We start from the raw sequence: 23,340 nt of genomic DNA, 5'->3' as shown, positions 1-23,340 counted from the left end.
ATGCCAACCAAGATCGAGAAAGACACACTGTCGGGCGAGAACACGACCGGCCACGAGTGGGACGGCATCAAGGAACTGAACACCCCGCTGCCGACATGGTGGGTCTATACCTTCTACGCCTGCATCGCCTTCGCCCTCGTCTACTGCGCCCTGTACCCAGCCTGGCCGTGGCTCGGCGGCCATACTGACGGGCTGCTGGGCTACTCCAGCCGCGCGGAACTGCGCCAGGAGCTCAGCGCACAGGCGAAGGAGCGCGCAGGCTTCGTCGACCGCATCCGCGCCGCGTCGCTGGCCGACATCCGCAAGGATCCGGAACTCTTCAACTTCGCCATGGCCGGCGGCCGTTCGGCCTTCCAGACCAACTGCATGCAGTGCCATGGCGCCGGCGGCGGCGGCAGCACCGGCTTCCCCAACCTGGTGGACGACGACTGGATCTGGGGCGGCAGCATCGACCAGATCTACGCCACCATCGAACACGGCATTCGCAACAGCGACGACAAGTCCCGCCAGTCGATGATGCCGCGCTTCGGCGCCGACGGGCTGCTGACGGGCGCCCAGGTGGCCGCCGTGACCGACTACGTGCTCAGCCTGTCCGGCAAGGCGAAGGCGACGCCGGAAGGCGCCAAGATCTTCGAGGAGCAGTGCGTCGTCTGTCACAAGGCAGGCGGGAAAGGCGACCAAGAGCTGGGCGCGCCCAATCTCTCCGACGGCATCTGGCTCTACGGCGGCAGCCGTGACGCGATCTACCGCTCCATCTTCTATGCCCGCAACGGCAGCATGCCGGCGTGGAGTGGCCGCCTCGACGAGGCGACCATGAAGATGCTGGCCGTCTACGTCCACTCGCTGGGCGGCGGTCGCTAGGTGTGATGCAGGTCGAACGATGGTCTCCCCCGCTCGCAAGACCGACAGGGCCACGCCGCGGCCGCCGGAGCCGGAGCCGCCGCCGCTGTACGCGCCACGGACCCGGGTCTATCCGCGCGCCGTCTCCGGGAAGTGGCGCCACATCAAGTGGGCCACCCTGGTCCTGCTTCTCGGCCTCTACTATGTCGTGCCCTGGCTGCGCTGGGATCGCGGACCCGGCGCTCCCTCGCAAGCTATCCTGATCGATCTCGACCATCGCCGCGGGTGGTTCTTCGACATTGTCATCTGGCCGCAGGAAGTCTACTTCGTCACGGGCTTCCTGATCCTGGGTGCATTCGGGCTGTTCTTCGCGTCGTCGCTGTTCGGCCGCGTCTGGTGCGGATTCACCTGTCCGCAGACCGTCTGGACGGACCTCTTCATGTGGGTCGAGCGGCTGATCGAGGGCGACCGTAACGAACGCATGCGGCTGGACCGTCTGCCGATGTCGGCCGGCAAGGCGGCCCGCAAGACGCTGAAGCACGCTGCATGGCTGATGATCGCCGCGGCCACAGGTGGCGCCTGGGTCTTCTACTATGTCGATGCCCCCACGACGCTGGTGAAGATATTCCGCGGCGAGGCATCGATGGAAGTCTATGCCTTCATCGGCCTGTTCACCGCCACGACCTATGTCCTGGCCGGCTGGGCGCGCGAGCAGGTCTGCACCTACATGTGTCCGTGGCCGCGCTTCCAGGCCGCCATGCTCGACGAGCAGAGCCTCATCGTCACTTACCAGAAGTGGCGCGGCGAACCGCGCGGCAAGCATAAGGCCGGCGACAGCTGGGCCGGCCGCGGCGACTGCATCGATTGCAATCTCTGCGTCGCCGTCTGCCCGACGGGCATCGACATCCGCGACGGCCAGCAGATCGAGTGCATCGGCTGCGGCCTGTGTATCGACGCCTGCACGCAGACGATGGACAAGGTCGGGCGCCCGACCGGCCTCATCCGCTGGGACACTCTCGCCGCCCAGCAGGCGAAGGAAACCGGGAAGGCGTCCGTTCCGTGGCGGCCCATCCGGCCGCGCACCCTGCTCTACGCCGGCCTGCTGAGCGTCGTCGCCGCCGTCATGCTGGTGGTCTTCGCCCTGCGTGCCGACACCGAGCTGACGGTACAGCGCGACCGCAACCCGAACTTCGTGCGCCTGTCCAATGGCGACATCCGCAACTCCTATACCGTCAAGGTGCTGAACAAGCGCCGCGCGCCCCAGCATGTGCGGCTCGAGATCGAGGGGTTGCCATCGGCACAGCTGGGCTTCGTCGGTGCCGACGTCGAGGGCAGCGGGCCGACGACGACGCTGGCGGTACAGCCCGACACCGTCGGCACCTTCCGCGTGTTCGTCACGATGCCGGCGCCCGCCGCGCCGTCGGGTGCCAAACCCATCACCTTCACCGTGCGCGACGAGGCGGGCGGCGGGCGTGCCTCGCACGATGCCGTCTTCGTCGGCCCGGGACGCTGAGGACAGGATCATGACTCCCACCGATCTCGCGCGCAGCCGGCACATTCCCTGGCTCTTCGTTGCCGGTTTCGCGATCGTGTTTGCGGTCAACGCAACGATGATCGGGGTGGCCGTCGGGTCCTTCTCCGGCCTCTACACACCGAAGCCGCGCGACCGGGGCCTGCACTACAACGAGGTCATCGCGGCGCAGCAGGCCCGTGATGCACTCGGCTGGCGGGTCGAACCCACCTGGCAGCCCGGCAGCGACAGGTTGGAGATCGCCGTGTTCGATCGCGCCGGCCAGCCTCTCGCCGGCGCGCAGGTCGCGGTGGCGCTGGTGCGTCCGGCTGAAAAGGGCGGCGTCCTGGGCGTTGCGATGACCGCCGTCGATATCGGCCGCCACGTCGGCCACATCGCCCTCCCCGCGCGCGGCAACTGGGATGTCGATATCTCCATCGAACAGGGCGGGCAGCGCTTTGCGCAGACGCGCCGGATGTTCCTCAGGTGACCGACGCGGTCCTCTACGCTCCCGGCGTCTCCGTTCCCGCGGGGCTGCGAACCTGCGCGCATTGCGGCGAGACGCTGCGAGGCGCATCGGACACGCTCTTCTGTTGCCCGGGCTGCGCCAGCGCGCACGCCATCATCGGCGCCGCCGGGCTCGGCGCCTTCTACCGGCGGCTCGAAGAGACGCGCGCGCACCGGCCCGAACCGCTCGACATCGACTTCACCGCCTATGCCAGGTCCGACGGATGCGGGGGCGCCTCGCTGGACCTGCTGATCGACGGCCTCGATTGCGCCGCCTGCGTCTGGCTGATCGAAAGCCTGCTGGCCCGCAATCCCACGGTCACGCGCGCGCGCGTCCATCTCTCCACGCGGCGCCTGTCACTCGCATGGCAGGGATCGACCGGCGACGCCAATGGACACGCCGGGCTGGTCGCAGCCCTGGGCTTCCGGCTGGCGCCCTACGACACCATTGCGGCCGCGGCCGGCGACGATCGCGAAACGCGCGAGCTGTTGCGCGCCCTAGCCGTGGCAGGCTTCGCGGCGGCCAACGTGATGCTGCTCTCCGTCGCCGTCTGGGCAGGCCATGACGGCTCGATGGGCGACGCCACGCGCACGCTTTTCCACTGGTTGTCGGCGGCAATCGCCCTGCCGGCGGTCGCCTATGCCGGACGGCCCTTCTTCCGCTCGGCGCTGAACGCACTGCGCGCCGGGCGCACCAACATGGACGTGCCGATCTCCATCGGCGTCACGCTCGCCTGCGTCGTCAGCCTGCACGAGGCCTGGGTCGGCGAACAGCACGCCTATTTCGATTCGGCCATCACCCTGCTCTTCTTCCTGCTGATCGGGCGCTATCTCGACCGCCGCGCGCGCGGCCGCGCCCGGGAAGCGGTACATGCCTTGCTGGCGCTGTCCAGCCGCAGCGCCACGGTGGTCGCCGCCGACGGCAGCACCCTGTCGCGCCGTGTCGACAGTCTCGTACCCGGCGACGTGCTGCTGGTCGCCGCCGGCGAGCGGCTGGGCGCCGACGGCATCGTGAGCGAGGGCGTCTCCTCCCTGGATGCTTCGCTGGTGACCGGGGAGAGCCTGCCGCTGCCGGCCTTTCCCGGCGTCAAGGCTTTTGCCGGCACGATCAATCTCGGCGCCGTCCTGCGTGTGAAGGTCACGGCGGCGGGCGACAATACCCTGCTGTCGGAGATCGTGCGCCTGGTCGAGGCCGCCGAACGGGGACGGTCACGTTTCGTGGCCATCGCCGACCGGGTCGCGCGCGCCTACGCACCCGTGGTGCATGTGACGGCCCTGCTGACCTTCCTGGGCTGGACCCTGCTGGGTGGCCTCGCCTGGGACCGTGCGCTGCTGATTTCCACGGCCGTTCTGATCATCACCTGTCCCTGCGCCTTGGCGCTCGCGGTGCCCGTCGTCCAGGTCGTGGCCAGCACGCGGCTGCTGCGGTCGGGCATGCTGCTCCTGTCGCCGACGGCGCTGGAGCGGCTGGCACAGGTCGATCACGTGGTCTTCGACAAGACCGGCACGCTCACTCTCGGCCGACCCGAGCTGGTCGCAGCACCGGACGATCCCGAGGTCTGTCGGCTGGCCGCCTCGCTCGCGCTCAACTCCCGCCATCCACTGGCCCGCGCCCTCGCGAGGGCCATACCGGAAGCGAGCCCGGCCGCGCGCGTCATCGAACATCCCGGCGCGGGGCTGGAGAGCGATGGCGTGCGACTCGGATCGGCGTCCTTCTGCGGCGTCATGGATCCGCCGGACGACGGAAGATCGGAACTGTGGCTTGCGCAGCCGGGCCGCCCGCCCCTGCGCTTCGCCTTCGCCGACCGGCTGCGGCCGGACGCGGCCACGACCGTAGCCGCCCTGCGCCGCAGCGGCCTCGCCGTCGAAGTCCTGTCCGGCGACCGGCAGGCCGCGGTGGCCGATGCGGCGGCGGCGGCCGGCATCGCCGAATGGCGGTCCGGCGTCACACCGGCGCAGAAGGCTCAGCGCCTCGCCGAGCTCGCCGCTCAGGGGAGACGCGTCCTGATGGTGGGCGACGGGTTGAACGACGCGCCGGCGATCGCCGCTGCCCACGCTTCCATTTCGCCGACCACGGCCGCCGAAGCCACCCAATCCGCCGCCGACGCGGTCTTCCAAGGCGACGCGCTTGGGCCTGTAACGGAATTCCTGGACGTGGCGCGCCGCGCCGACCGGCTGGTCCGCCAGAACCTGGCCCTGGCGCTCCTCTACAATCTCAGCGCGGTACCGCTCGCGATCCTGGGCAATGTCACGCCGCTGATCGCAGCCGTGGCGATGTCCTCTTCTTCCCTGCTGGTGATCGGCAACGCCCTGCGTCTCGGCACCGGCGGACCGAAAGGCCGGAGGTCCTGATGGACAGCCTGCTCGTCCTGGTGCCGGCGGCGCTGATTCTCGGCCTGCTCGCACTCGCGGCCTTCCTCTGGGCCCTGCGCAACGGCCAGTACGACGATCCCGACGGGGCCGCCGGCCGAATTCTTTTCGATGACGACGACACAAGGAGCAAATGATGTCCTACTGGATCATGGGAATCATGGCCGCGCTGATGGGCCTGGTCGGGCTGTTCATGGCAGGCGCCGCCAAGGACGGTGGCATCCTGGCCTTCGGGCTCGGCCTGTCGCTGTTCGGGGTCCTGTTCTGCTGGTTCATGATAAAGACCAGCTTCGACGAGGCCGAGCGGAAAGCCACCGAAGGCCGATAGCCGGGATTGATTTGGATCATGGGCTGTTGAATTCTGGCGGGCATAGTGAGTCATTGCCCAAGGAGAACTCATGCCCCTCAAGAAAATCATCCTCGAACTGGCCCGCACGCCGGAGTTTCCCAACGGCAGCTCGAACCATGGCTATGAATTCGTCGCCCCGCTCGATGCGCAGGGTCACCTGCAGGCGGAAGGTTGGGCGAAGCACAAGGCCGCCTGCACCGTGCGGCGCTTCTGGGAAGGGGCCGACGACGAGACCGGCCATTTGATTCACCGCCGCGACGGCAAGTGGGCCTTCTCCTACAAGCCGGGCGACGACGACGATGAGCCCATCTTCCGCTTCGACACCCACAGGTTCGTGGTCGGCGAATACGTGTCCGTCACCGAGCATGACGGCATCCAGCGGCCTTTCAAGGTCGTGAAGATCACGCCGAAGGTGGTGTGACGCTTGGTTTATCCTACCAGGTCATGCGCAAGCCGACGGTGAAGGCTTGGGCATTGTCCTGCCCCGAAACCTCGCCCTCGTAGCGCACATAGACGTTCATGGCCTCTGCGACGGTGGTGGACGCCGAAATTCCCAGCACGACGCCGTCGCGCTGCGGCGCCACCCCGTAAGTCGTGAACGGGGCGGCCGGAGCGCCGGCAAACGACGCCGTCACCGGCCGCGCCGTGTCGGCATATTCGTGGCTCCAGCCCAGGCGCATTTTCATGGCCAGACGATCGCGCCAACCCAGGTCCATCGAGCCGCCGAGTTGGGCACCCAGCACCGTGCGCAGCGAGTTCGTCGTTTGCTGCGCCACCGAGAGGTTGAGCGATCCCGCCCCCGTCTCCGTGAAGGCGTTCTGGGTGCCAGTATAGGCTTGCAGCCGCACAAACGGCGTCACGAAGGCCTCCGCAAGGCCGCCGATGTCGAAGCGATAGCCGGTCTCGACCTGGCCGTAGAATTGGTTGGCGCCGGTGAAGCCGGAGGCGGTGCGCGGCGCCAGACCCGGGATCGCGATGCTGCGCCACATCTGGTTGGCGCTGTAGGCATAGCCCGCGATGCCATCGGCGTAGACCTTGCCCTCGCTGTAGTTGGCGTAAAGACCGGCCTGAAAGGTATTGGAGTTACCGCTGCCGCTGAAGCCGCCGACCCACTGGTTGCCGTTCTGGTAGCCAGCCGTTGCGCCGATTCGGAGACCCTGTGCCACGAGGCGGTCGAGACCGCCCGCGAAGCCGACGACATTGTAGGTGAGTGCGCCGCTGTTGGTGCCCCCGTTGCTGATCGTGCCCAAGCCGCCCAGCGCCCCGCCCCACGCGCCCCATAGCGCAGGGGAGGCGGTCTCGCAGGCAACGCTGCAGGCCTCGGCGAGCGCGACGCGGCCCGAGTCGGTAAAGCCGCCGCCGCCGGCTTGGCCCGCGAAGTTGGTGAGGAAAAGCTGGGTTCCCTGCACCATCAAACTAGAGAAGCCCGAATAGTTCTGGCCGCTGATCGCGTTCATCGTCGCCTGGCCCTGCTGCGCCGAAAGCGACGCGAGGGCGCCGACCACCGTGGCGTAGTCGCCCGTCGCGGTGGGTGCCGTGGCATCGAGTACCGCGCCCACCGCCGACTGGTTGGGCGTCAGCGCCGCCTGGGCGAAGCCGCCGACCTGCAGGGTCAGGTACGCGTTGTTCGCGTCGTAACTCATCGTCGGGATGAGGAAGGGCGAGGTGCTGACCACCGACTCATATGATCCGCTCAATCCAGCCGTCGTCGTCACCAGTGTATAGGTCTTGCGTGGCGCAAAGCTGCCGGACTGGCCGATGACCTGCAGGCCGCCGGAAAGCCGAGCGGTGCCGTTCACTTCGAGCAGGTCCGCCGTGGTCGGCGAGACGCGCATTCCCATCGTGCCGACCGATGTCTGGACGAAGGTGCCGCTGATCTGGTGCACCCCGCCGGCTCCTGCAGGAGTGATACCCATCCAACCGCTGTTCTCGAACCGGGCATCGGGTCCCGCGAAGACCGACACGAGGCCGTCGATCGTGCCGCTGTTGACGACCAGCGAGCCCGTTGCCGTGCCATCTGTGCGAATCGCGTATCCATACTGGCCGGCGCTGATCGTGCCCGCATTCAGCAGTGAGCTGAAATCGCCCGTCATCTGGACGGCGATGCCGCCAGGACCCGTCACGCCGATCGTGCCGTAGTTGGTCACCACGCCATAGGTGCCATTGCTGATACCGATGGCGTTGCTGCCCGTCATCCGGATGGAGCTGTTGTTGACGACGTCGTCACCCGCGCCGTTGATCGCCACGGCGCCGGCAATGTTGCTCACCAGGTTCACCGAATTGGTCACGGGATTGTACAGGCCGGGGACGTTGACGCTGTAAGCCTTGGTCACACCCCCCTCGACATAGACGCCGATGATGGTGCCGCCATAAGTCGAATTGGCGGACGTCACATCGGCGCCCGGCACGGCAATCTCGGTCCAGGTCGCGACACCCGCCGCGTCGATGTGGACCGCCCACGCATGCTGCTTGCCGTCGATACCAAGGGAGTCGGCCACGAGGTTGTAGGTGTTGGCCCGGCCGCCGCTGGTGATGCCTTCGAAATGCGTGAAGACGGCGCCTGGCGCGTCATAGCTCGTGAAGACGCCCGTCGACTGATTGTAGATGTAGCCATGCTCCGTCGGATCGGCGTAGCCGCCCGCGATTCTGTTGCCGTAAACACCATAGGCGGTGGTGCTGACCGCACCCGGCTTGTTGTTGGTCGTGAACGTCCCCGTCGGGATGTCGTAGACGAAGGCGTTGCCGGTCGCGAGCATGGTGTCGTAATTGCCGACGACCTGATTGCCGAAGTTGCTATGGGCGATCGTGTACAGCGTGGTATTGCCGGGAGTGCTGGGATAGCGCAGCGTCGTTAGTTGCGATGCGGACGGCGCCGCCGCATCGAACAGATATCCGAGGTCGTAGGGGCTGGATGCCGCCGTTATGTAGCTTCCGACGACGCGCAGGATACCCGTGGACGATCCGAAACTCGGACCATAGGGTGTGCTGCTGATGGCGCCGGGATAGTTCGACTGATTGGCCGTCGCGGTCGGAAACGGGTTCATAGTGTCGGCGGGCACGCCGAACAGCAATCCCCCCGTATTGCCGCCGGTTCCCGGAATCGAGTAGTTGCCGGTCATGTTGCCACCGCGAATGCCGGTGACCGTCGTGATGGTACTGCTTCCGTACTGATAAGTCTTGAAGCTCAGTTGCGCCTGCGCCGTTCCGGTCAAGGAGCAGAGACCCAACATGCCGATCTGGACACCAACAATGACTGAGAAGGCACCAACGGTGCCTCGGGCCTTAGTCTCCCCCATGAACTCTCCTCGCTCCAGTCGGCCGCGCCCCTGTCGCCTGGCCGATAGCCGACACCGTACCGGTCCGCACGGCGCGCGCAAACAGAGTTTCTGACACGCCGGAGATTATACTTCCGTCGCGGACGATCGAGGCGATGCGGCGATCTCCTCTTCACTGAATCATTGATGCGAAGATTCGATGTATGAGCTCGGCGCGCACTGCCACGCTTGGCTCGCAATAACCGGTTCGGAGTCGTTCCGGAGCATTGCGAGTTTACCATGCGTAGGAGTTCAGTATGACCGGCAGCACTGCAACACGGCGCCACTTTCTCGGCGCCGGCGCCGCCGCACTCGCCACCGCGGCGCTGCCGTACCAGCTGCGCGCCGAGCCCTATCCGGGGCGCTCCATCACCTACGTCGTTCCTTTTCCGCCCGGCGCCACCAATGACAATTCCGGCCGTATCATTGCCCGCAAGCTCGGCGAGAAGCTGGGCCAGACGATCGTCGTCGACAACAAGTCGGGCGGCGGCGGATCGATCGGCGCCGAGTTCGTCGCGAAATCGAAGCCGGACGGTCACACGCTGCTCAATGCCTCTACCGGCAACCTGACGGTCGCGCCGCAGCTGATGCGCACCGGCTATGAGCCGTTCCGAGACTTCAAGCCGGTCGGCTATGTCGGGGCGTCCCGCTCCGTGTTTGCGGTCCACCCCTCCTTGCCCGTCAAGACGCTGCAGGAGCTGATCGCCTACGCAAAGGAAAATCCGGGCAAGCTCAATTTCGGCTCGGCCGGCAATGGCTCCGGTGGACACCTCGCCGGGGAATACCTCAAGCTTCGCGCAAACATCGACATGGTGCATGTGCCCTATCGCGGCAGCGCGGCCGCCGCGAAGGATGCGACCGCGGGCCTCGTGCAGTTGATGATCGATCCCATCACGGCGCCGCTCGTGCGCTCGGGGCAATTGCGCGGACTCGCGGTGTCCGGAAACGACCTGCGCGACGACCTACCCGGCGTGCCGAGTATAGCCGACGCGGGTATTCCCGACTGGGAACTGAGTGGCGGATTCGTCGCCGTCGCGCCGGCCTCGACGCCGGCGCCTGTTCTGGCGCGGTTGAACGAGGTCTTCGCCGAAATCCTTTCGGATGCGCCGACCATCGCATCGCTCAATGCGATCGGCCTGCGGCCGCTCGTCCTGACACCGGACGCTATCGTCGCGAACCTAAAGAAGGAAAGCGACACGAACCGGCGAATTATCCAGGCCGCGCACATAACAGCCGACTGAGATGCACGGTCGGGACGTTACCTTGCCTGGAGATCGACCGCTAGCGCCGCCGGCAGGCGGTCCAGACCGTAGGTGCGCACCGCGGTGCCGCTGTAGAGCGCCGTCTTCTCGGCCGCGCCAGCCTTCGCCGTCAGGCGCTTGAAGGCGTTCCACAGGACCGGGTAGCTGCATTGGCCCTTGTCGACCGGGAAGTTGCTCTCGAACATGCAGCGCTCGGCGCCGAACGCCTCGATACAGGGCTCGATATATGGCGCCCAGGTCTTCGCCAGCTCTTCCGAGCCCGGCGGCTTCGGCCTCTTGTGGAAGTCGAAGCCGTTCACGAACATGGTGAGACCGCCGAGCTTCACCCGCACATTGGGCAGCGCCGCCAGCTCCCTCATGCGCTGCTTCCATTCCGGGTAGACTTCCGCATGCTTGCCGCGGAATGGACCGATACCGAGCGGGCCGCCGACATGGTCGACGACGATGGTCAGTTCCGGCACGGCCTTCGCCAGCTTCACCACCTTCGGGAGCTGGGTGTGATAGGCCCAGACGTCGAGCGGGAGCCCCTGCTTCGCCAGTCGCCGCGCGCCCTCGGCGAAGGACGGATGCTCGAGCGGCCCCGGCGGCTTCATCGCCAGGTTCGACGTGACGTCCGGCGACGGATGCCAGGCGGTGCGATTGCGGATGCCGCAGAAGCGGCCGGCGGCAATGGCGCGGTGTTTCTCGAGCAGCGCTTCGACCTTGTCCCCAAGGGTCAGGTCGACCATGCCGATGATGCCGGCGCAGGCGCGCGTCGGCCCGTGACGGCCGCTCGCACTGACGGCGGCCGCGCCGGTCACGAACTCGGTCTCGCCCAGCGACCGTTCCTCGTCCGGCCCCGAGGCGCGATACATCTCCCCGCACTGCACGAATATGGTCGCGCGCACATCGTGGCCGCTCCCCGTATCGGCCAGGAGTTGCGGCAGCAGGTAGGAATGCCCGCCGTCACGCTCCCAGAGATGATGGTGCGGATCGACGATTGGCAGGCCAGGATCGAGGATCGGCTCCTCGGTCAGGCCAAGCCAGTCCTCGCGCACGATAATCTGCCGGCCATGGCCGAGCAGCGGATCGTTCTCGGACATGGTCTGCTCCCTACTCGATACGGATGTTGGCGCTCTTCACCATGTCGGCGAAGAAGGCGATCTGCTTTTCGCGGAAGGAAGTGAATTCGGCGACCGTGTTGGCCTGCGTCAGCGCGCCCAGCTCTGCGAGCCGCTTCGCCACGCTGTCCATCTTCATGACGGCGTTGACCTCGATGTTGAGGCGCGAGATCAGCGCGGGATCACTACCCGCCGGCGCGAACAGGCCATTCCATTCCCAGGTCTCGAAACCCGGAATAACCTCCGAAATCGCGGGCACGCCGGGCAGCACCTCGACCGGCTTCGGACCGGTATGGGCCATGCAGCTCACGTCCTTCGAGGTCAGCAGCGCCACGGTGCCCGGAACGTTGCTGAACAGAAGCGGAATGCGGCCGGCGAACAGGTCGTTCCGGACCGAGCCCATTTCCTTGTAGGGCACGTGATTGATCTTGATACCGGCCTTCTGGTTCAGCAGCTCGAGCGAAACATGCTGCACCGTGCCGACGCCGGTCGAGGCGCAGTCGAGCGCACCGGGCTTGCTCTTGGCCAGCGCGATCAGCTCGGGAACGGTCTTGGCCTGGAACTGTGAATTGCGCATCAGCGTGACCGGCGTCTGCATCGTCTGGGCGATCGGCAGCAGGTCGCGCTGCGTGTCGTAGGAAAGCTTGCCCGCGAACAGCGACGGGTTCACCGACTGCGCCGTGGCATCGTAGAGGATCGTGTAGCCGTCGTTGGGTGCGCGCGCCGCGATCTGGGCGGCGATGGTGCCCGCCGCCCCCGGCTTGTTGTCGACGGTGAAGCTCTGGCCGAGCCTCTCGCCCAACGCCTGGCAGTAGATGCGGCAGACGACATCGGCCGTTCCGCCGGCGCTGTAGGCGTTGACCACACGCACCGGTTTGTTCGGCCAGGCCTGGGCACGGCCGATCGCCGGCGCTGCCAGTGTTCCCGCGACGGCGCCCAGGAAAGTGCGGCGCCGAACGATTCCATCCTTGGACATGTTGTTTCCTCGTCACATGCAGTCTTCGTCGACCGTGACGAAGCCTTCAGCCACGGCGCTCCGCTCGACAAGGGCAATCCACGCCGATCCACTGCACGCCGGAACGAAAAGTCTTATGCCGGCTCGCGAGCAGGAGGTCCGCAGCAGCAGGATCCATCGGCAAATTCTCCGTGGACATGAATTTGAACGAGGCCCATGCTGGCTTCAATCAATACACAAGCAAGTACAGGGAGGAAAAAGATGGGAGTGCTGTCAATTCGTCTCGGCGTTGCTGGCGTAATTCTTGGTCTCAGTGCTACCTCGGCGCTTGCCGTCGACGGTCCCAAGGTTTCCTGGAACCTCTCCGTCTGGGGACCGCCCCGGGCCTTCACTGCCGGCATCGAGACCCTTGCCAACTACGTGAGCAAGGAAACCGACGGCAAGTTCACCATCAAGATCCACTACGGCGATTCGCTGTCGAAGGCATCGGACAATCTCGACAATATCAAGCTCGGCGCCTTCGAGATGGCGCAGATCTGCACCGGCTACCATCCGGGCAAGCATCCCGGCATCAATGCACTCGACCTGCCCGGCCTGCCGCTGGCCGATCCCGAGGTGCACGCGATGGTGCACGACGTCTTCTACAAGAACCCCTACATCGTGAACGAATTCAAGCGCTGGAACGCCATGGTCCTGATGTCCGTCCTGCAGCCGCAGTCGGAATTCATGGGCACCGGCGATGCACCGACCAAAATGGCGGACTTCAAGGGCATGCGCGTGCGCGCGCTGGGCGGCACGGGTGCGGCCATGAAGAATCTCGGCGCCGTCCCGACCTCGGTGCCTGCGCCGGAGGTCTATACGTCGATGGAGCGCGGCGTCTTCCGGGCCGCGGCGTTCCCGTACACCTACGCCTTCGCGTCGTACAAGATTCCCGAGATCGCGAAATGGTACACGACGAACCTGTCGCCCGGCGCGAACAACTGCCCGACCATCGTCGCTCTCGACGCCTTCGGCAAGCTGCCGCCGCAGTACAAGGAGCTGTTCGACAAGGCCCGGCCTCTCGCCTACCAGGCACTGATCAAGGCTCATAGCGAGACCGACAAGAAGAACCTGGCCGACTGGGAGAAGAAAGGCCTCAAGGGAATCGTCTATTCGCCGGAGGAACTCAAGATCTTCCAGGAAGTCGGCGCCGCGCCGGTATGGAAGGCCTGGGTCACGGAAAACGCCGCCAAGGGCGTGCCAGCGCAGGAGCTGCTCGATCTCATCCTTAACGAAGCCCAGAAGGCCAAGGCCAAGCTGAAGAAGAGCTGAGGCGGCAACGTCCGTGGCTGCAATGGCTTCTTCCGGCCGGGCAATGGGCGGTGCCCTCCTCGACCGCCTCGATCGCGCCCTGCAGGTCGTCGAATTCGTGACGGCCGTGATCGGCGGCGTCGTGATCTTCGGTGTGATGTGGCTCGGTGTCGCCGAAATGGTCATGCGCAAGGCGTTCAACGCGCCGCTCTATGGCCAACTCGACCTCATCGAGCAGACCATGGCGACTTATACCCTGCTCACAATCTCCTACTGCTACCGGAAGGCGGGCCACATCAGGGTCGACATCCTGGTCGGCCACTTCAAAGGACGCCGCAAATGGATCGCCGAGCTGATGGCATCCATCGCGGCGTTCGCCCTGATCGTCCTGCTGCTGCCGGGCGTCCTGCACTTCTTCGAGAACGCCTATTACATCGGCGATTCGACGATCAACACCCAGTGGCCGACCTGGCCTTCGAAGCTGGTTCCCGTCATCGGCTTCAGCATTCTCGCGCTGCGGATCGCACTCGAAATCTGGGCCTATGTGCGGCTGGTCGCCGATCCGCTGGCTGAACCGATCGCGGTACCCGTTGCATCACACCTGCCCGAGGACGCCTGATGGAGCCCATCACGATCGGCATCATCGGGATGGTTGCCCTCACCCTCATGATCGTGGCCGGTATCCGCATCTTCGTAGCGGCGGGGCTCGTCGGCTTTTTCGGATTATGGGCGCTGCGCGGCTTCGACAAGGCCGTCGGCATCGCTGGCCACATCCCCTACTCCGACACCACGAACTACGCGCTATCGGTCCTGCCGCTGTTCATCCTGATCGGTCACCTCGCCCACCACGCCGGAATCGTGCAGGGCGCCTATCGTTGCGCACGCGCCTGGCTGGGATGGATGCCCGGCGGACTGGCGGTCGCGACGATCTTCGCCGCGGCGGGTTTTGCCGCCGTGTCGGGCGCCAGCACAGCGACCGCGGCCGTCTTTGCCCGCATCTCGATCCCCGAGCTTCTGCGCTACAAGTACCAGCCCGGCATCGCCGCCGCGGTCGTGGCCGCCGGGGGAACCCTGGCGTCCCTGATACCGCCCTCGGCGATCATGGTCGTCTACGGCATCATCACGGAAACCTCGATCGGCGGCCTGCTGATGGCCGGCTTCATTCCCGGCGTCATTTCCGCGCTCCTGTACGCCTCGATCATCGTCGTGCGGTTCAGGATCAATCCGGCGCTCGGCCAGTCGGTCCACGGTATCCCGTGGCGCGAGCGGTTCGTCACGCTGCCCGACGCCCTGCCCATCGTGTTCGTGATCGGCGCCGTGATCGGAGGCATGTACACCGGCTGGGCAACGCCGACCGAAGTGGGCGCGCTGGGTGCCTTCATCGTCTTCGTCATGGCTTTGCTCAAGCGGTCCCTGACCGGGCGCGGCCTGCTCGATTCCCTGCTCGACACCGTGAAGCTCACGGTGATGATCTTCTCGATCATCTGGGGCGTCCTGATCTTCGTGCGGTTCCTGGCTTTTGCAGGCGTTTCCAGCAGCTTTTCCGACTGGATCGTCGCCATCGGCGTGTCGCCCTACCTCGTCCTGCTGTTCGTGATCGTGCTCTACACGGTGCTGGGCATGTTCATGGACGGCATCGGGATGCTGCTTCTCACCCTGCCGGTCATCTTCCCGGTGATGATGAAGCTCGACTTCGACCCCATATGGTTCGGCATCATCGTCGTGAAGATGGTCGAAGTGGGCCTGCTGACGCCGCCGGTCGGTCTCAACTGCTACGTCGTGAGCGGCGTCCGGCCCGACATCCCGCTTCAGGCGATCTTCCGCAACGTCTGGCCGTTCGTCCTCATGGACTTCGCCTGCGTCGGACTGTTCACGCTCTTTCCCGACATCGTCACCTTCCTTCCCAGACTGACGATGAGCGGGACGTGAGGCTGTCCCTTCAGACCGTTGCAGTGCCCCGCAAGGCTCGCACGACGTAGTCGTTGAGGCGGCGCGCGAAAGCGGCCGGATCGGACGGAATCTCGCCGTCGAGGATGCAGGCCTCGTCGAGCAGCAGGTTCGCGAGATCGTCGACGTCCTGCGTGCGATCTTCCTTCTTTGCCGCGCCCAGCGCCTTCACCATCGCGTGCTTCATGTTGAGCTCGAGGATGGGTCTGGCGCCGCTGCCGCGGTTCTGGCGTTCGAGCAGGCGCTCGAGCTCGCGGTCGCGGCCCTGCGCGCTCGCCACCAGGCAGGAGGCGCTGTCGGTCAGGCGCGTCGAGGCCTTCACATCCGCCACCTTGTCGCCGAGCACCTGCTTGGCGGCGTCCAGAACGGCGGCATCGTCCTCGACGGCATCGGCGGCGACGTCCTTGGCCTTCTCCTCGTCGACGAGGGGGATCAGGCCGAAATCGACCTCGCCCTGGCTCAGCGACTTGAGCGGCTTGCCCTCGAACTCCTGCGGCAGGGTCGTCCAGAAGGCGTCGACCGGATCGGTCAGCAGCAGCACCTCGACGCCGCGCGCCTTCGCGGCCTCCAGCTTCGGGTTCGACTTCAGCCGGTCGAGGCTGTCGCCCACCAGATAGTAGATCTCGGTCTGGTTCGGCTTCAGGTCGGCCACGTACTCCTTGATCGAGCGCGGCTTGTCGCCCGCCGTCGAGGCAAAGCGTGCGAGCCCCAGGAGCTGGGCCCGCCGCTCGCCATCTTCATAGAGGCCTTCCTTGAGGATCGGGCCGAACGTCTCCCAGATCTTGCCGAACGCTTCGGCATCCTTTGCCGCCGTGCTCTCGAGCTCCGAGAGGACGCGTCCGACGAGGCCCGAGCGGATCTGCCGGACCTGCGGATTGTTCTGCAGCATCTCACGCGACAGGTTGAGCGGCAGGTCCTCGCTGTCCACCACGCCGCGCACGAAGCGCAGGTAGGCCGGCAGCAGTTCGGCATCGTCGGTGATGTAGACTCGGCGGACGTAGAGCTTCACCCGCCCCTTGCGCGCCGGATCGGTAAGGTCGAACGGCGGCGTGCTCGGCACGAACAGCAGCACCGCATAGGACTGCCGTCCCTCGACCTTGTAGTGCAGGGTCAGTGCCGGCTCGTCGAAGGCCATGGCAATCGAGCGATAGGCCTGCGTGTAGTCCTCGGGCTTCACCCCGGATTTCGGGCGCTGCCACAGCGCGCTGGCGGCATTGACCTGACGCGCCTCGCCCTTGTCGTCGATCAGCTCGATCGGGAACAGCACGTGGTCGGAATAGGTGCGCACGATGCGCTCCAGCTCGTAGGGCTGGAGGTAGCGCACCGAGTCTTCCTTGAGATGCAGCACGATCTCGGTGCCGCGCGACACGCGCGCCGCCTGCTCGGCCGTGGCCGGCGACACCTCGAAGCCGGCGCCGCCCACCGAGGTCCAGGTCCAGGCCTCGGCAGAACCGGCGCGGCGGCTGGTCACCTCGATGCGGTCGGCGACCATGAAGGCGGCGTAGAAGCCCACGCCGAACTGGCCGATCAGGCCCAGCCCGTCCTTGGCGTCCTTCAGCCCCTTCAGAAAGGCCTTGGTGCCCGAGCGCGCCAGCGTGCCGAGATTATCGATCAGCTCCTGGCGGTCCATGCCGATGCCGTTGTCGGCAATGGTCAGTGTCTTGGCCGCCGCATCGGGCTTGATCCGGATCGCCAAGCGTTCGTCGCCGGACAGAAGCTCGGGCCGGGCGATGGCCTCGTAGCGGACCTTGTCGCAGGCGTCGGAGGCGTTCGACACCAGCTCGCGCAGGAAGACGTCGGTCTCGGAATAGACCGAGTGGATCATCAGGTTGAGAAGCTCGGCCACCTCGGCCTGAAACTGGTGCTTCTCCGGACCGCCCTGGGCCGCCGAACCGTCGCCGTTCATTGCGCTTCAATTCCTCGCGATGGATTTTCCGGCGGTGGATATAGGAAAAGGAGCGTGGACGGCAAGGGTCGGCAGCGACCCTACCATGTCATGCGGACACCGGCTGTGAAGGCGTGGGCATTGTCCTGCCCGGAGACCTCGCCCTCGTAGCGGACATAGACGTTCATCGCCTCGGCCACCGCCGTCGTGGCCGCAAGGCCCAGCACGACGCCGTCGCGCTGCGGCGCCACGCCGTAGGTCGTGAAGGGGGCGGCCGGCGCGCCAGCGAACGAGGCCGTCACCGGCCGCGCCGTGTCGGCATACTCGTGGCTCCAGCCCAGCCGCACCTTCATGGCGAGGCGGTCGCGCCAGCCCAGGTCCATCGAGCCGCCGAGCTGGGCGCCCAGCACCGTGCGCAGCGAGTTCGTCGTCTGTTGCGCCACCGAGAGGTTGAGCGATCCCGCCCCCGTCTCCGTGAAGGCGTTCTGGGTACCGGTATAGGCCTGCAGCCGCACGAACGGCGTGACGAACGCCTCGGCGAGGCCGCCGAGGTCGAAACGGTAGCCCGTCTCGACCTGACCGTAGACCTGGTTGGCGCCGGTGAGCCCGTAGGCGGTGCGCGGCGCCAGGCCGGGGATCGCGATGCTGCGCCACATCTGGTTGGCTGAGTAGGCATAGCCCGCGACTGCGTCGGCATAGACCTTGCCCTCGCTGTAGTTGGCGTAGAGGCCGGCCTGGAACGTGTTGGAGTTGCCGCTGCCGCTGAAGCCGCCGACCCACTGGTTGCCGTTCTGATAGCCCACCGTCGCGCCGACCCGCAGACCCTGCGCCACGAGCCGGTCGAGGCCGCCGGCGAAGCCGCTCACATTGTAGGTGAGCGCGCCGCTGTTGGTGCCCCCGTTGCCGCCCCCGTTGCTGATCGTGCCCAGGCCGCCCAGCGCCCCACCCCAGGCGCCCCACAGCGCCGGTGCAGCCGTATCGCAGGCCACGTCGCAGGCCTCTGCCAACGCAACGCGGCTCGAGCTGCCCAAGCTGCCACCGCCGCCCGCCTGCCCCGCGAAGTTGCTGAGGAAGAGCTGGATGCCCTGCACCATCGAGCTGGAGAAGCCGGAATAGTTCTGGCCGCTGATCGAGTTCATCACGGCCTGGCCCTGCTGCGCCGACAGCGACGCCAGGGCGCCGATGACGGTGGCAAAATCTCCGGTTGCTGTGGCGGCATTGGCATCGAGCACGGCCCCGACTGCCGCTTGGTTCGGCGTCAGGGCGCCGCGCGCAAACCCTCCGATCTGCAGGGTCAGATAGACGTTGTTCGCGTCGTAGCTGAGGCTGGGCTGCAGAAAGGGCAGAAGACTGGATACCGATGCATAGGCGCCGCTGACGCCGCTCGCCGCATTGAGCAGCGTGTACTTCGTGCGCGCCGCATAGATCCCGGACTCCGGAGCGACCGATAAGGTGCTGCCCGCCCCGATCGTCGCCGTGCCGGCGACGTTCAGCCGGTCGCTCTGGCCGGACGCATTGACCTCGGCCTGGTAGGTGCCGCCGGTCTGGCTGTAGTTGCCGGTGACACTCATTGTGCCGATCGAGTTGCCGGGGGCCAGCAGGCCCGCGTTGATCAGATCGGCACCGATCGTACCGGTGCCTGACAGCACCCCCAGGTTGGTGACGTTGCCGGTGATCGTGCCGTTGTTGGCGAAAAAGCCCATGTTGGCCACGCTACCGTCTACCGTCCCGGCATTGCCGAACACCCCCGAGCTGCCATTGATCACAGAGCCGGTCAGCGTGCCCGTGTTCACCGCGAAGCCTGCGTTGGCGAGGCTGCCGTTGAACGTGCCGTTGTTCGTGAAGCTGCCTGAATTTATCTGCCACTGGAGCGGCGTGCCGACCGTACCGTTGTTGACGAAGCTGCCGCCGGCATTGACGGTGAGCAGGCCGTTGCCGGCGATCGTGCCGTTGTTGACGAAGCCGCCGCCATTGACCGTCACGTCGCCGAGGATGGAGCCGCTATTGGCGATGGTGAGCAGGCCGCCGTTCACCGTCGTACCGCCTGTGTAGGAGCTGGCGCCGCCCAAAGTGAGGTTGCCGCGGCCCAGCGTCAGGCCGCCGGGTCCCGTGATCGAACCGTGCAGAACGCCTGAGCCGTCCTGCTGCACCGTGAGGTTGCTCATCAGGAACGTCGGGAAATCAGTCCGGAACTGGTCTGGCAGGTTCAGCGTGCCCTGCAGCGCCAGCATCGGGATGATGAATCCGTTCGTGCCGGGAGCGCCGGAAGCCTGGTAGCCGACGAAGCCATTCACCGGATCGTAAAGGTAATTGAGATTTTCGAAGTAGGTGCGCCCCAGATTGGTGAACCCCGAGCGGCCTTCCGTGACCTGCACACCGAAGGGCTCGACGCTCGGCTGAGGGTTGTTCCCTTCGGCGATCGACACGAAACTGTAGGCCGGCTGTGTCTGGCCGGGCAGAAAGACCTGCACCGTCGAGCCGGCCGGCAGGCAGTTGGTCTGGTTCCCCGGGCTATCGCTGCAATGGCTCGTTCCGACGGGCACGCTGCCGCCGTTCGGCGCCGTGACGATCATGTAGGAGATGCCACTGTCCGGCAGCTGGCTCATTGATCCAAGATTGTAGGTGGTGCCGCCGGTCGTGATGATGACTGACCCGTTCTGCGAGGTCCATTGCACCGGCTGTTGCACCCCGCCGATGCTGTACCAGGATTGCGAGCCGCCGGTCGCCAGCTGCTGCAAGGCGAAGCCACCGGTGTTCTGGTCGGTGAGGCCCAGCGTGACGCCGGGCTTGGGCCCGGTCATATTGATCATGTAGCCCGGCTGCATGGTGCTCACGCCGGGACCGCTCACCAGCGACAGGAATGTGTTCATGTTCCATAAACTGTTGGCCGGCGTGTTCACCGCGTTCGGGTCCGTCCCGACCATGATGCCGCCCCGGTTGAAGCCGACGCCGAGCTGGTGAAAATAGCCATTCGTGGAGGCCAGGATCGGCACACGCGCCGTCACTGACTGGCCGTTCTCGCCGTTGATCTGAACGTTCGTGAGGTAGAGCGGGCCCGTCGGATTATTGCCGCTGGTCGTGTAGGTGATGCTCGCATAGGGCGCGAGCAGCACGTCCGTACTGGGGTTGAAGGTGTAGAACGAGCTGGACGCCACGAGGCCGAGCGAGCCGGTATCCAGGATGAACTTGTTGGTCCCGCCACCATTGAGGGTCAACTTGACCATCGCCTGCTCGGGCCCGCCGGCGGGATAGGGTTCGAAGGTGATCGGCGCGAAGAACGACCCGCCGTTGCCGTACATGTTCCAGGATTGGGCCGCCGCCGCCCCATAGAAAAGCGTGCACGCCGACGCGGCGAGCATTGCCCGCCAGACACTGTAACGGTTCAAGCCTCTACCCCCCCAACTCCCACCGAGGGCGGCGATGGCGCCGCTCCATGCTCAATCCTGAACCAAGTCGGCCGAAAGCTAAAAAAAAGGCCTGCGCGTCGTGCATCTTCACAGTTGAGGGTGGGGAGACCGGAGCGCGATGCCCCCGTCGATCGTCACGCTGGCCGCGATCATGTCGCCCGACCCAAGAGACGGTAACCCTCGCCGCGTCGCTCAGCGCTTCTGCTTGGCCCGCTCGATTGCCTCTGTGATGAGCCGCTTCGCCTCGTCGACGTCGCCCCAGCCCAGCAGCTTCACCCATTTGCCGGGCTCGAGGTCCTTGTAGTGAATGAAGAAGTGCTCGATCTGGTGGCGCGTGATTTCCGGCAGGTCGGTGTAGTTCTTCACGTGCACGTAGCGCTGCGTCAGCTTGGGCGACGGCACGGCGATGATCTTCTCGTCGCCACCGCCATCGTCCTCCATGCGCAGCACGCCGATCGGCCGCACGTTGATCACCGCGCCAGCGATAATCGGGCGGGTGTTGGCGACCAGCACGTCGATCGGGTCGCCGTCGTCGGACAGGGTGTGCGGCACGAACCCGTAATTCCCGGGATAGCGCATGGGCGTGTAGAGGAACCGGTCGACCACCAGGGTGCCGGCCTTCTTATCCATCTCGTACTTGATCGGCTCGCCGCCGATCGGCACTTCGACGATGGTGTTCACGTCTTCGGGCGGCAACTTGCCGATGGGAATGGCGTCGAGGTTCATGCCGCGATACTTACCGGAGCCGTACTCAAAAAGAAACCGGCGGCCCTTGTGGGCCGCCGGTCCCTTCTTGTCGCAGACGGCGCGTTCAGTCGTCGGCGTAGATGTTGCGATCCTTGGTCTCCGGCATGAAGAGCAGGCCGACCACCAGGGTCATGCCGGCCACCACGATGGGGTACCAGAGGCCCGAGTAGATGTTTCCGGTCGCCGCCACGATGGCGAAGGCGGTCGGGGGCAGGAAGCCGCCGAACCAGCCGTTGCCGATGTGGTAGGGCAGCGACATGCCGGAGTAGCGGATGCGGGTCGGGAACAGCTCGACGAGCATGGCCGCGATCGGGCCGTAGACCATCGTCACGTAGATGACGAGGATCGTCAGGATGGCGATGACCATCGTCATGTTGACCTGCTTCAGGTCGGCCGCGGCCGGATAGCCGGCGGCGCGGATGGCCGCGGTCGCCTCGGTGTTGAACGCCTTCTCCTTGGCGGCGCCTTCGGCCCCCGCCTTCGCCTTGTCGAAGGAAGTAATGACCTTGTCGCCGATCTTGATCTGCGCCGGCGTGCCGGCCGGCGCTGACTGATTGCCGTAGTTCACCGAGTTGCGCGCGAGGAACGACTTGGCGATGTCGCACGAGGTGGTGAACGAGGCGGTGCCCGTCGGATTGAACTGGAACGAGCACTCGTTCGGGTCGGCGATCACGGTGACCGGCGACTTCTCGATCGCCGCGTTGAGCGCCGGGTTCACTGCATTGGTCAGCGCGTGGAACAATGGGAAGTAGGTGACCATGGCTAGCGCGCAGCCTGCCAGGATGATCGGCTTGCGGCCGATCTTGTCGGACAGCCAGCCGAAGAAGATGAAAAACGGCGTGCCGATCGCGAGCGACACCGCGATCACGATGTTCGATGTCGTGCCGTCGAGCTTCAGCGTCTGGGTCAGGAAGAACAAGGCGTAGAACTGGCCCGTGTACCAGACCGCGGCCTGGCCCGCGGTGCCGCCGAGCAGGGCGACGAGCGCGATCTTGGCGTTCTTCCAGACGCCGAAGGCTTCGCGCAACGGCGTCTTGGAGCCCCTGCCCTCGGCCTTCATGCGCTGAAACGCCGGGGACTCCTGGAGCTGCAGGCGGATCCAGATCGACACCGCCAGCAACAGGATCGAGACCAGGAACGGCACGCGCCAACCCCAGGCTGCGAACTGCTCAGGCGTCAGCGACAGGCGCAGCACCAGGATGACCAGCAGCGAGAGGAACAGGCCGACGGTGGCCGTCGTCTGGATCCACGAGGTGTAGAAGCCACGACGGCCCTGCGGCGAATGCTCCGCGACATAGGTCGCCGCACCGCCATACTCGCCGCCCAGCGCCAGGCCCTGCAGCAGTCGGCAGGCGATGAACAGGATCGGCGCCGCGATACCGATTGAGGCGTAGCCGGGCAGCAGGCCGACCACGAAGGTCGCGAGACCCATCAGGGTCATCGTGACGAGGAAGGTGTACTTGCGGCCGATCAGGTCACCGAGGCTGCCGAAGAACAACGCGCCGAACGGACGGACCGCGAAGCCGGCCGCGAAGCCCAGCAGGGTGAAGATGAAGGCGGCGGTCGGATTGACGCCGGCAAAGAAGTTCGCCGCAATGTTCGCGGCCAGCGAGCCCGCGAGATAGAAGTCGTACCATTCGAAGACGGTGCCGACCGAGGAGGCGATGATCACCTTTCTCTCTTCGCGCGTCATCGGACGCGAGTGGTCGTCTACTGTGCCTGCTACGGCCATGTGCGTTTCTCCCCTTGGTACCGTGGGTGCCCATACACGGACCCCATCTTGATTCTTGTGTAAATCGCACGTCCTGTGTGCTGCAATTCGACCAAGGTCCAAGGGCGCGTAGAGTGCACCGCAGC

18 protein-coding genes are annotated in these 23,340 nt (G+C 65.9%); 11 read left to right on the top strand and 7 right to left on the bottom strand.

Features of this window, described 5'->3' with window-relative positions; all coding sequences use genetic code 11:
- The 7 genes from ccoP (at position 1) to Q0Q48_RS10505 (ending at position 5,997) form a co-directional block, all read left to right on the top strand.
- A complete protein-coding gene (ccoP, locus tag Q0Q48_RS10535; protein WP_295137201.1) occupies positions 1–861 on the top strand; it encodes a cytochrome-c oxidase, cbb3-type subunit III in 861 nt (286 codons plus the stop codon).
- Between the two features lie 19 nt (positions 862–880).
- Positions 881–2,353, top strand: a complete 1,473-nt coding sequence (gene ccoG / locus Q0Q48_RS10530) for a cytochrome c oxidase accessory protein CcoG (RefSeq protein WP_295137199.1) — start codon at positions 881–883, stop codon at positions 2,351–2,353.
- Positions 2,354–2,363: 10 nt separating this feature from the next.
- On the top strand, positions 2,364–2,840 hold the full coding sequence (locus tag Q0Q48_RS10525; RefSeq protein WP_295137197.1) for a FixH family protein: 477 nt from the start codon (positions 2,364–2,366) through the stop codon (positions 2,838–2,840).
- Positions 2,837–5,209 (top strand): copper-translocating P-type ATPase, encoded by a 2,373-nt coding sequence (locus tag Q0Q48_RS10520; RefSeq protein ID WP_295137195.1) that lies wholly within the window; start codon positions 2,837–2,839, stop codon positions 5,207–5,209. The genes Q0Q48_RS10525 and Q0Q48_RS10520 overlap by 4 nt, the downstream gene beginning before the upstream one ends.
- Positions 5,209–5,364 (top strand): cbb3-type cytochrome oxidase assembly protein CcoS, encoded by a 156-nt coding sequence (gene ccoS, locus Q0Q48_RS10515; RefSeq protein WP_295137193.1) that lies wholly within the window; start codon positions 5,209–5,211, stop codon positions 5,362–5,364. Before Q0Q48_RS10520 ends, ccoS begins: the two co-directional genes overlap by 1 nt.
- A complete protein-coding gene (locus Q0Q48_RS10510; protein ID WP_295137191.1) occupies positions 5,364–5,555 on the top strand; it encodes a hypothetical protein in 192 nt (63 codons plus the stop codon). The genes ccoS and Q0Q48_RS10510 overlap by 1 nt, the downstream gene beginning before the upstream one ends.
- Positions 5,556–5,625: 70 nt before the next feature.
- Positions 5,626–5,997: a hypothetical protein gene (locus Q0Q48_RS10505; RefSeq protein WP_295137189.1), complete on the top strand. Its 372-nt coding sequence runs from the start codon at positions 5,626–5,628 to the stop codon at positions 5,995–5,997.
- 13 nt (positions 5,998–6,010) lie between these two features.
- Here the strand turns inward: Q0Q48_RS10505 and Q0Q48_RS10500 are convergent, their stop codons facing one another.
- Entirely contained in the window at positions 6,011–8,872 is a 2,862-nt protein-coding gene (locus tag Q0Q48_RS10500; protein WP_295137187.1) for an autotransporter domain-containing protein, read from the bottom strand.
- 275 nt (positions 8,873–9,147) lie between these two features.
- Between Q0Q48_RS10500 and Q0Q48_RS10495 the strand changes: the two genes are divergently transcribed.
- Complete coding sequence (locus tag Q0Q48_RS10495) at positions 9,148–10,131, top strand: tripartite tricarboxylate transporter substrate binding protein (protein WP_295137185.1); 984 nt, start codon at positions 9,148–9,150, stop codon at positions 10,129–10,131.
- Between the two features lie 17 nt (positions 10,132–10,148).
- Here Q0Q48_RS10495 and Q0Q48_RS10490 read toward each other — a convergent pair whose 3' ends face one another.
- Positions 10,149–11,234, bottom strand: coding sequence for an amidohydrolase family protein (locus Q0Q48_RS10490; RefSeq protein ID WP_295137183.1), 1,086 nt, complete (start codon positions 11,232–11,234; stop codon positions 10,149–10,151).
- A 10-nt stretch (positions 11,235–11,244) separates the two neighbouring features.
- Positions 11,245–12,228: a tripartite tricarboxylate transporter substrate-binding protein gene (locus Q0Q48_RS10485; RefSeq protein WP_295137181.1), complete on the bottom strand. Its 984-nt coding sequence runs from the start codon at positions 12,226–12,228 to the stop codon at positions 11,245–11,247.
- A gap of 240 nt (positions 12,229–12,468) precedes the next feature.
- Between Q0Q48_RS10485 and dctP the strand changes: the two genes are divergently transcribed.
- The 3 genes from dctP to Q0Q48_RS10470 are packed head-to-tail and all read left to right on the top strand — an operon-like array spanning position 12,469 to position 15,426.
- Positions 12,469–13,518: a TRAP transporter substrate-binding protein DctP gene (dctP, locus tag Q0Q48_RS10480; protein ID WP_295137179.1), complete on the top strand. Its 1,050-nt coding sequence runs from the start codon at positions 12,469–12,471 to the stop codon at positions 13,516–13,518.
- A gap of 43 nt (positions 13,519–13,561) precedes the next feature.
- On the top strand, positions 13,562–14,116 hold the full coding sequence (locus Q0Q48_RS10475; protein WP_295137178.1) for a TRAP transporter small permease: 555 nt from the start codon (positions 13,562–13,564) through the stop codon (positions 14,114–14,116).
- Complete coding sequence (locus Q0Q48_RS10470; RefSeq protein WP_295137176.1) at positions 14,116–15,426, top strand: TRAP transporter large permease; 1,311 nt, start codon at positions 14,116–14,118, stop codon at positions 15,424–15,426. Before Q0Q48_RS10475 ends, Q0Q48_RS10470 begins: the two co-directional genes overlap by 1 nt.
- Before the next feature lie 10 nt (positions 15,427–15,436).
- Here Q0Q48_RS10470 and htpG read toward each other — a convergent pair whose 3' ends face one another.
- From htpG to Q0Q48_RS10450, 4 genes are all read right to left on the bottom strand, one after another.
- Positions 15,437–17,350, bottom strand: coding sequence for a molecular chaperone HtpG (gene htpG / locus Q0Q48_RS10465; RefSeq protein ID WP_295137174.1), 1,914 nt, complete (start codon positions 17,348–17,350; stop codon positions 15,437–15,439).
- 80 nt (positions 17,351–17,430) lie between these two features.
- Positions 17,431–20,715: an autotransporter domain-containing protein gene (locus tag Q0Q48_RS10460; protein ID WP_295137172.1), complete on the bottom strand. Its 3,285-nt coding sequence runs from the start codon at positions 20,713–20,715 to the stop codon at positions 17,431–17,433.
- A 213-nt stretch (positions 20,716–20,928) separates the two neighbouring features.
- The gene (gene ppa, locus Q0Q48_RS10455) at positions 20,929–21,462 is read right to left on the bottom strand and encodes an inorganic diphosphatase (RefSeq protein ID WP_295137169.1); all 534 of its coding nucleotides are present in this window, start codon (positions 21,460–21,462) and stop codon (positions 20,929–20,931) included.
- Between the two features lie 85 nt (positions 21,463–21,547).
- Positions 21,548–23,176, bottom strand: a complete 1,629-nt coding sequence (locus Q0Q48_RS10450; protein ID WP_295137623.1) for an MFS transporter — start codon at positions 23,174–23,176, stop codon at positions 21,548–21,550.
- Positions 23,177–23,340 lie beyond the last annotated feature (164 nt).

This window comes from uncultured Reyranella sp., assembly GCF_945957355.1.
Lineage (GTDB): Bacteria > Pseudomonadota > Alphaproteobacteria > Reyranellales > Reyranellaceae > Reyranella.
This window is presented reverse-complemented; position numbering and strand designations above follow the sequence as displayed.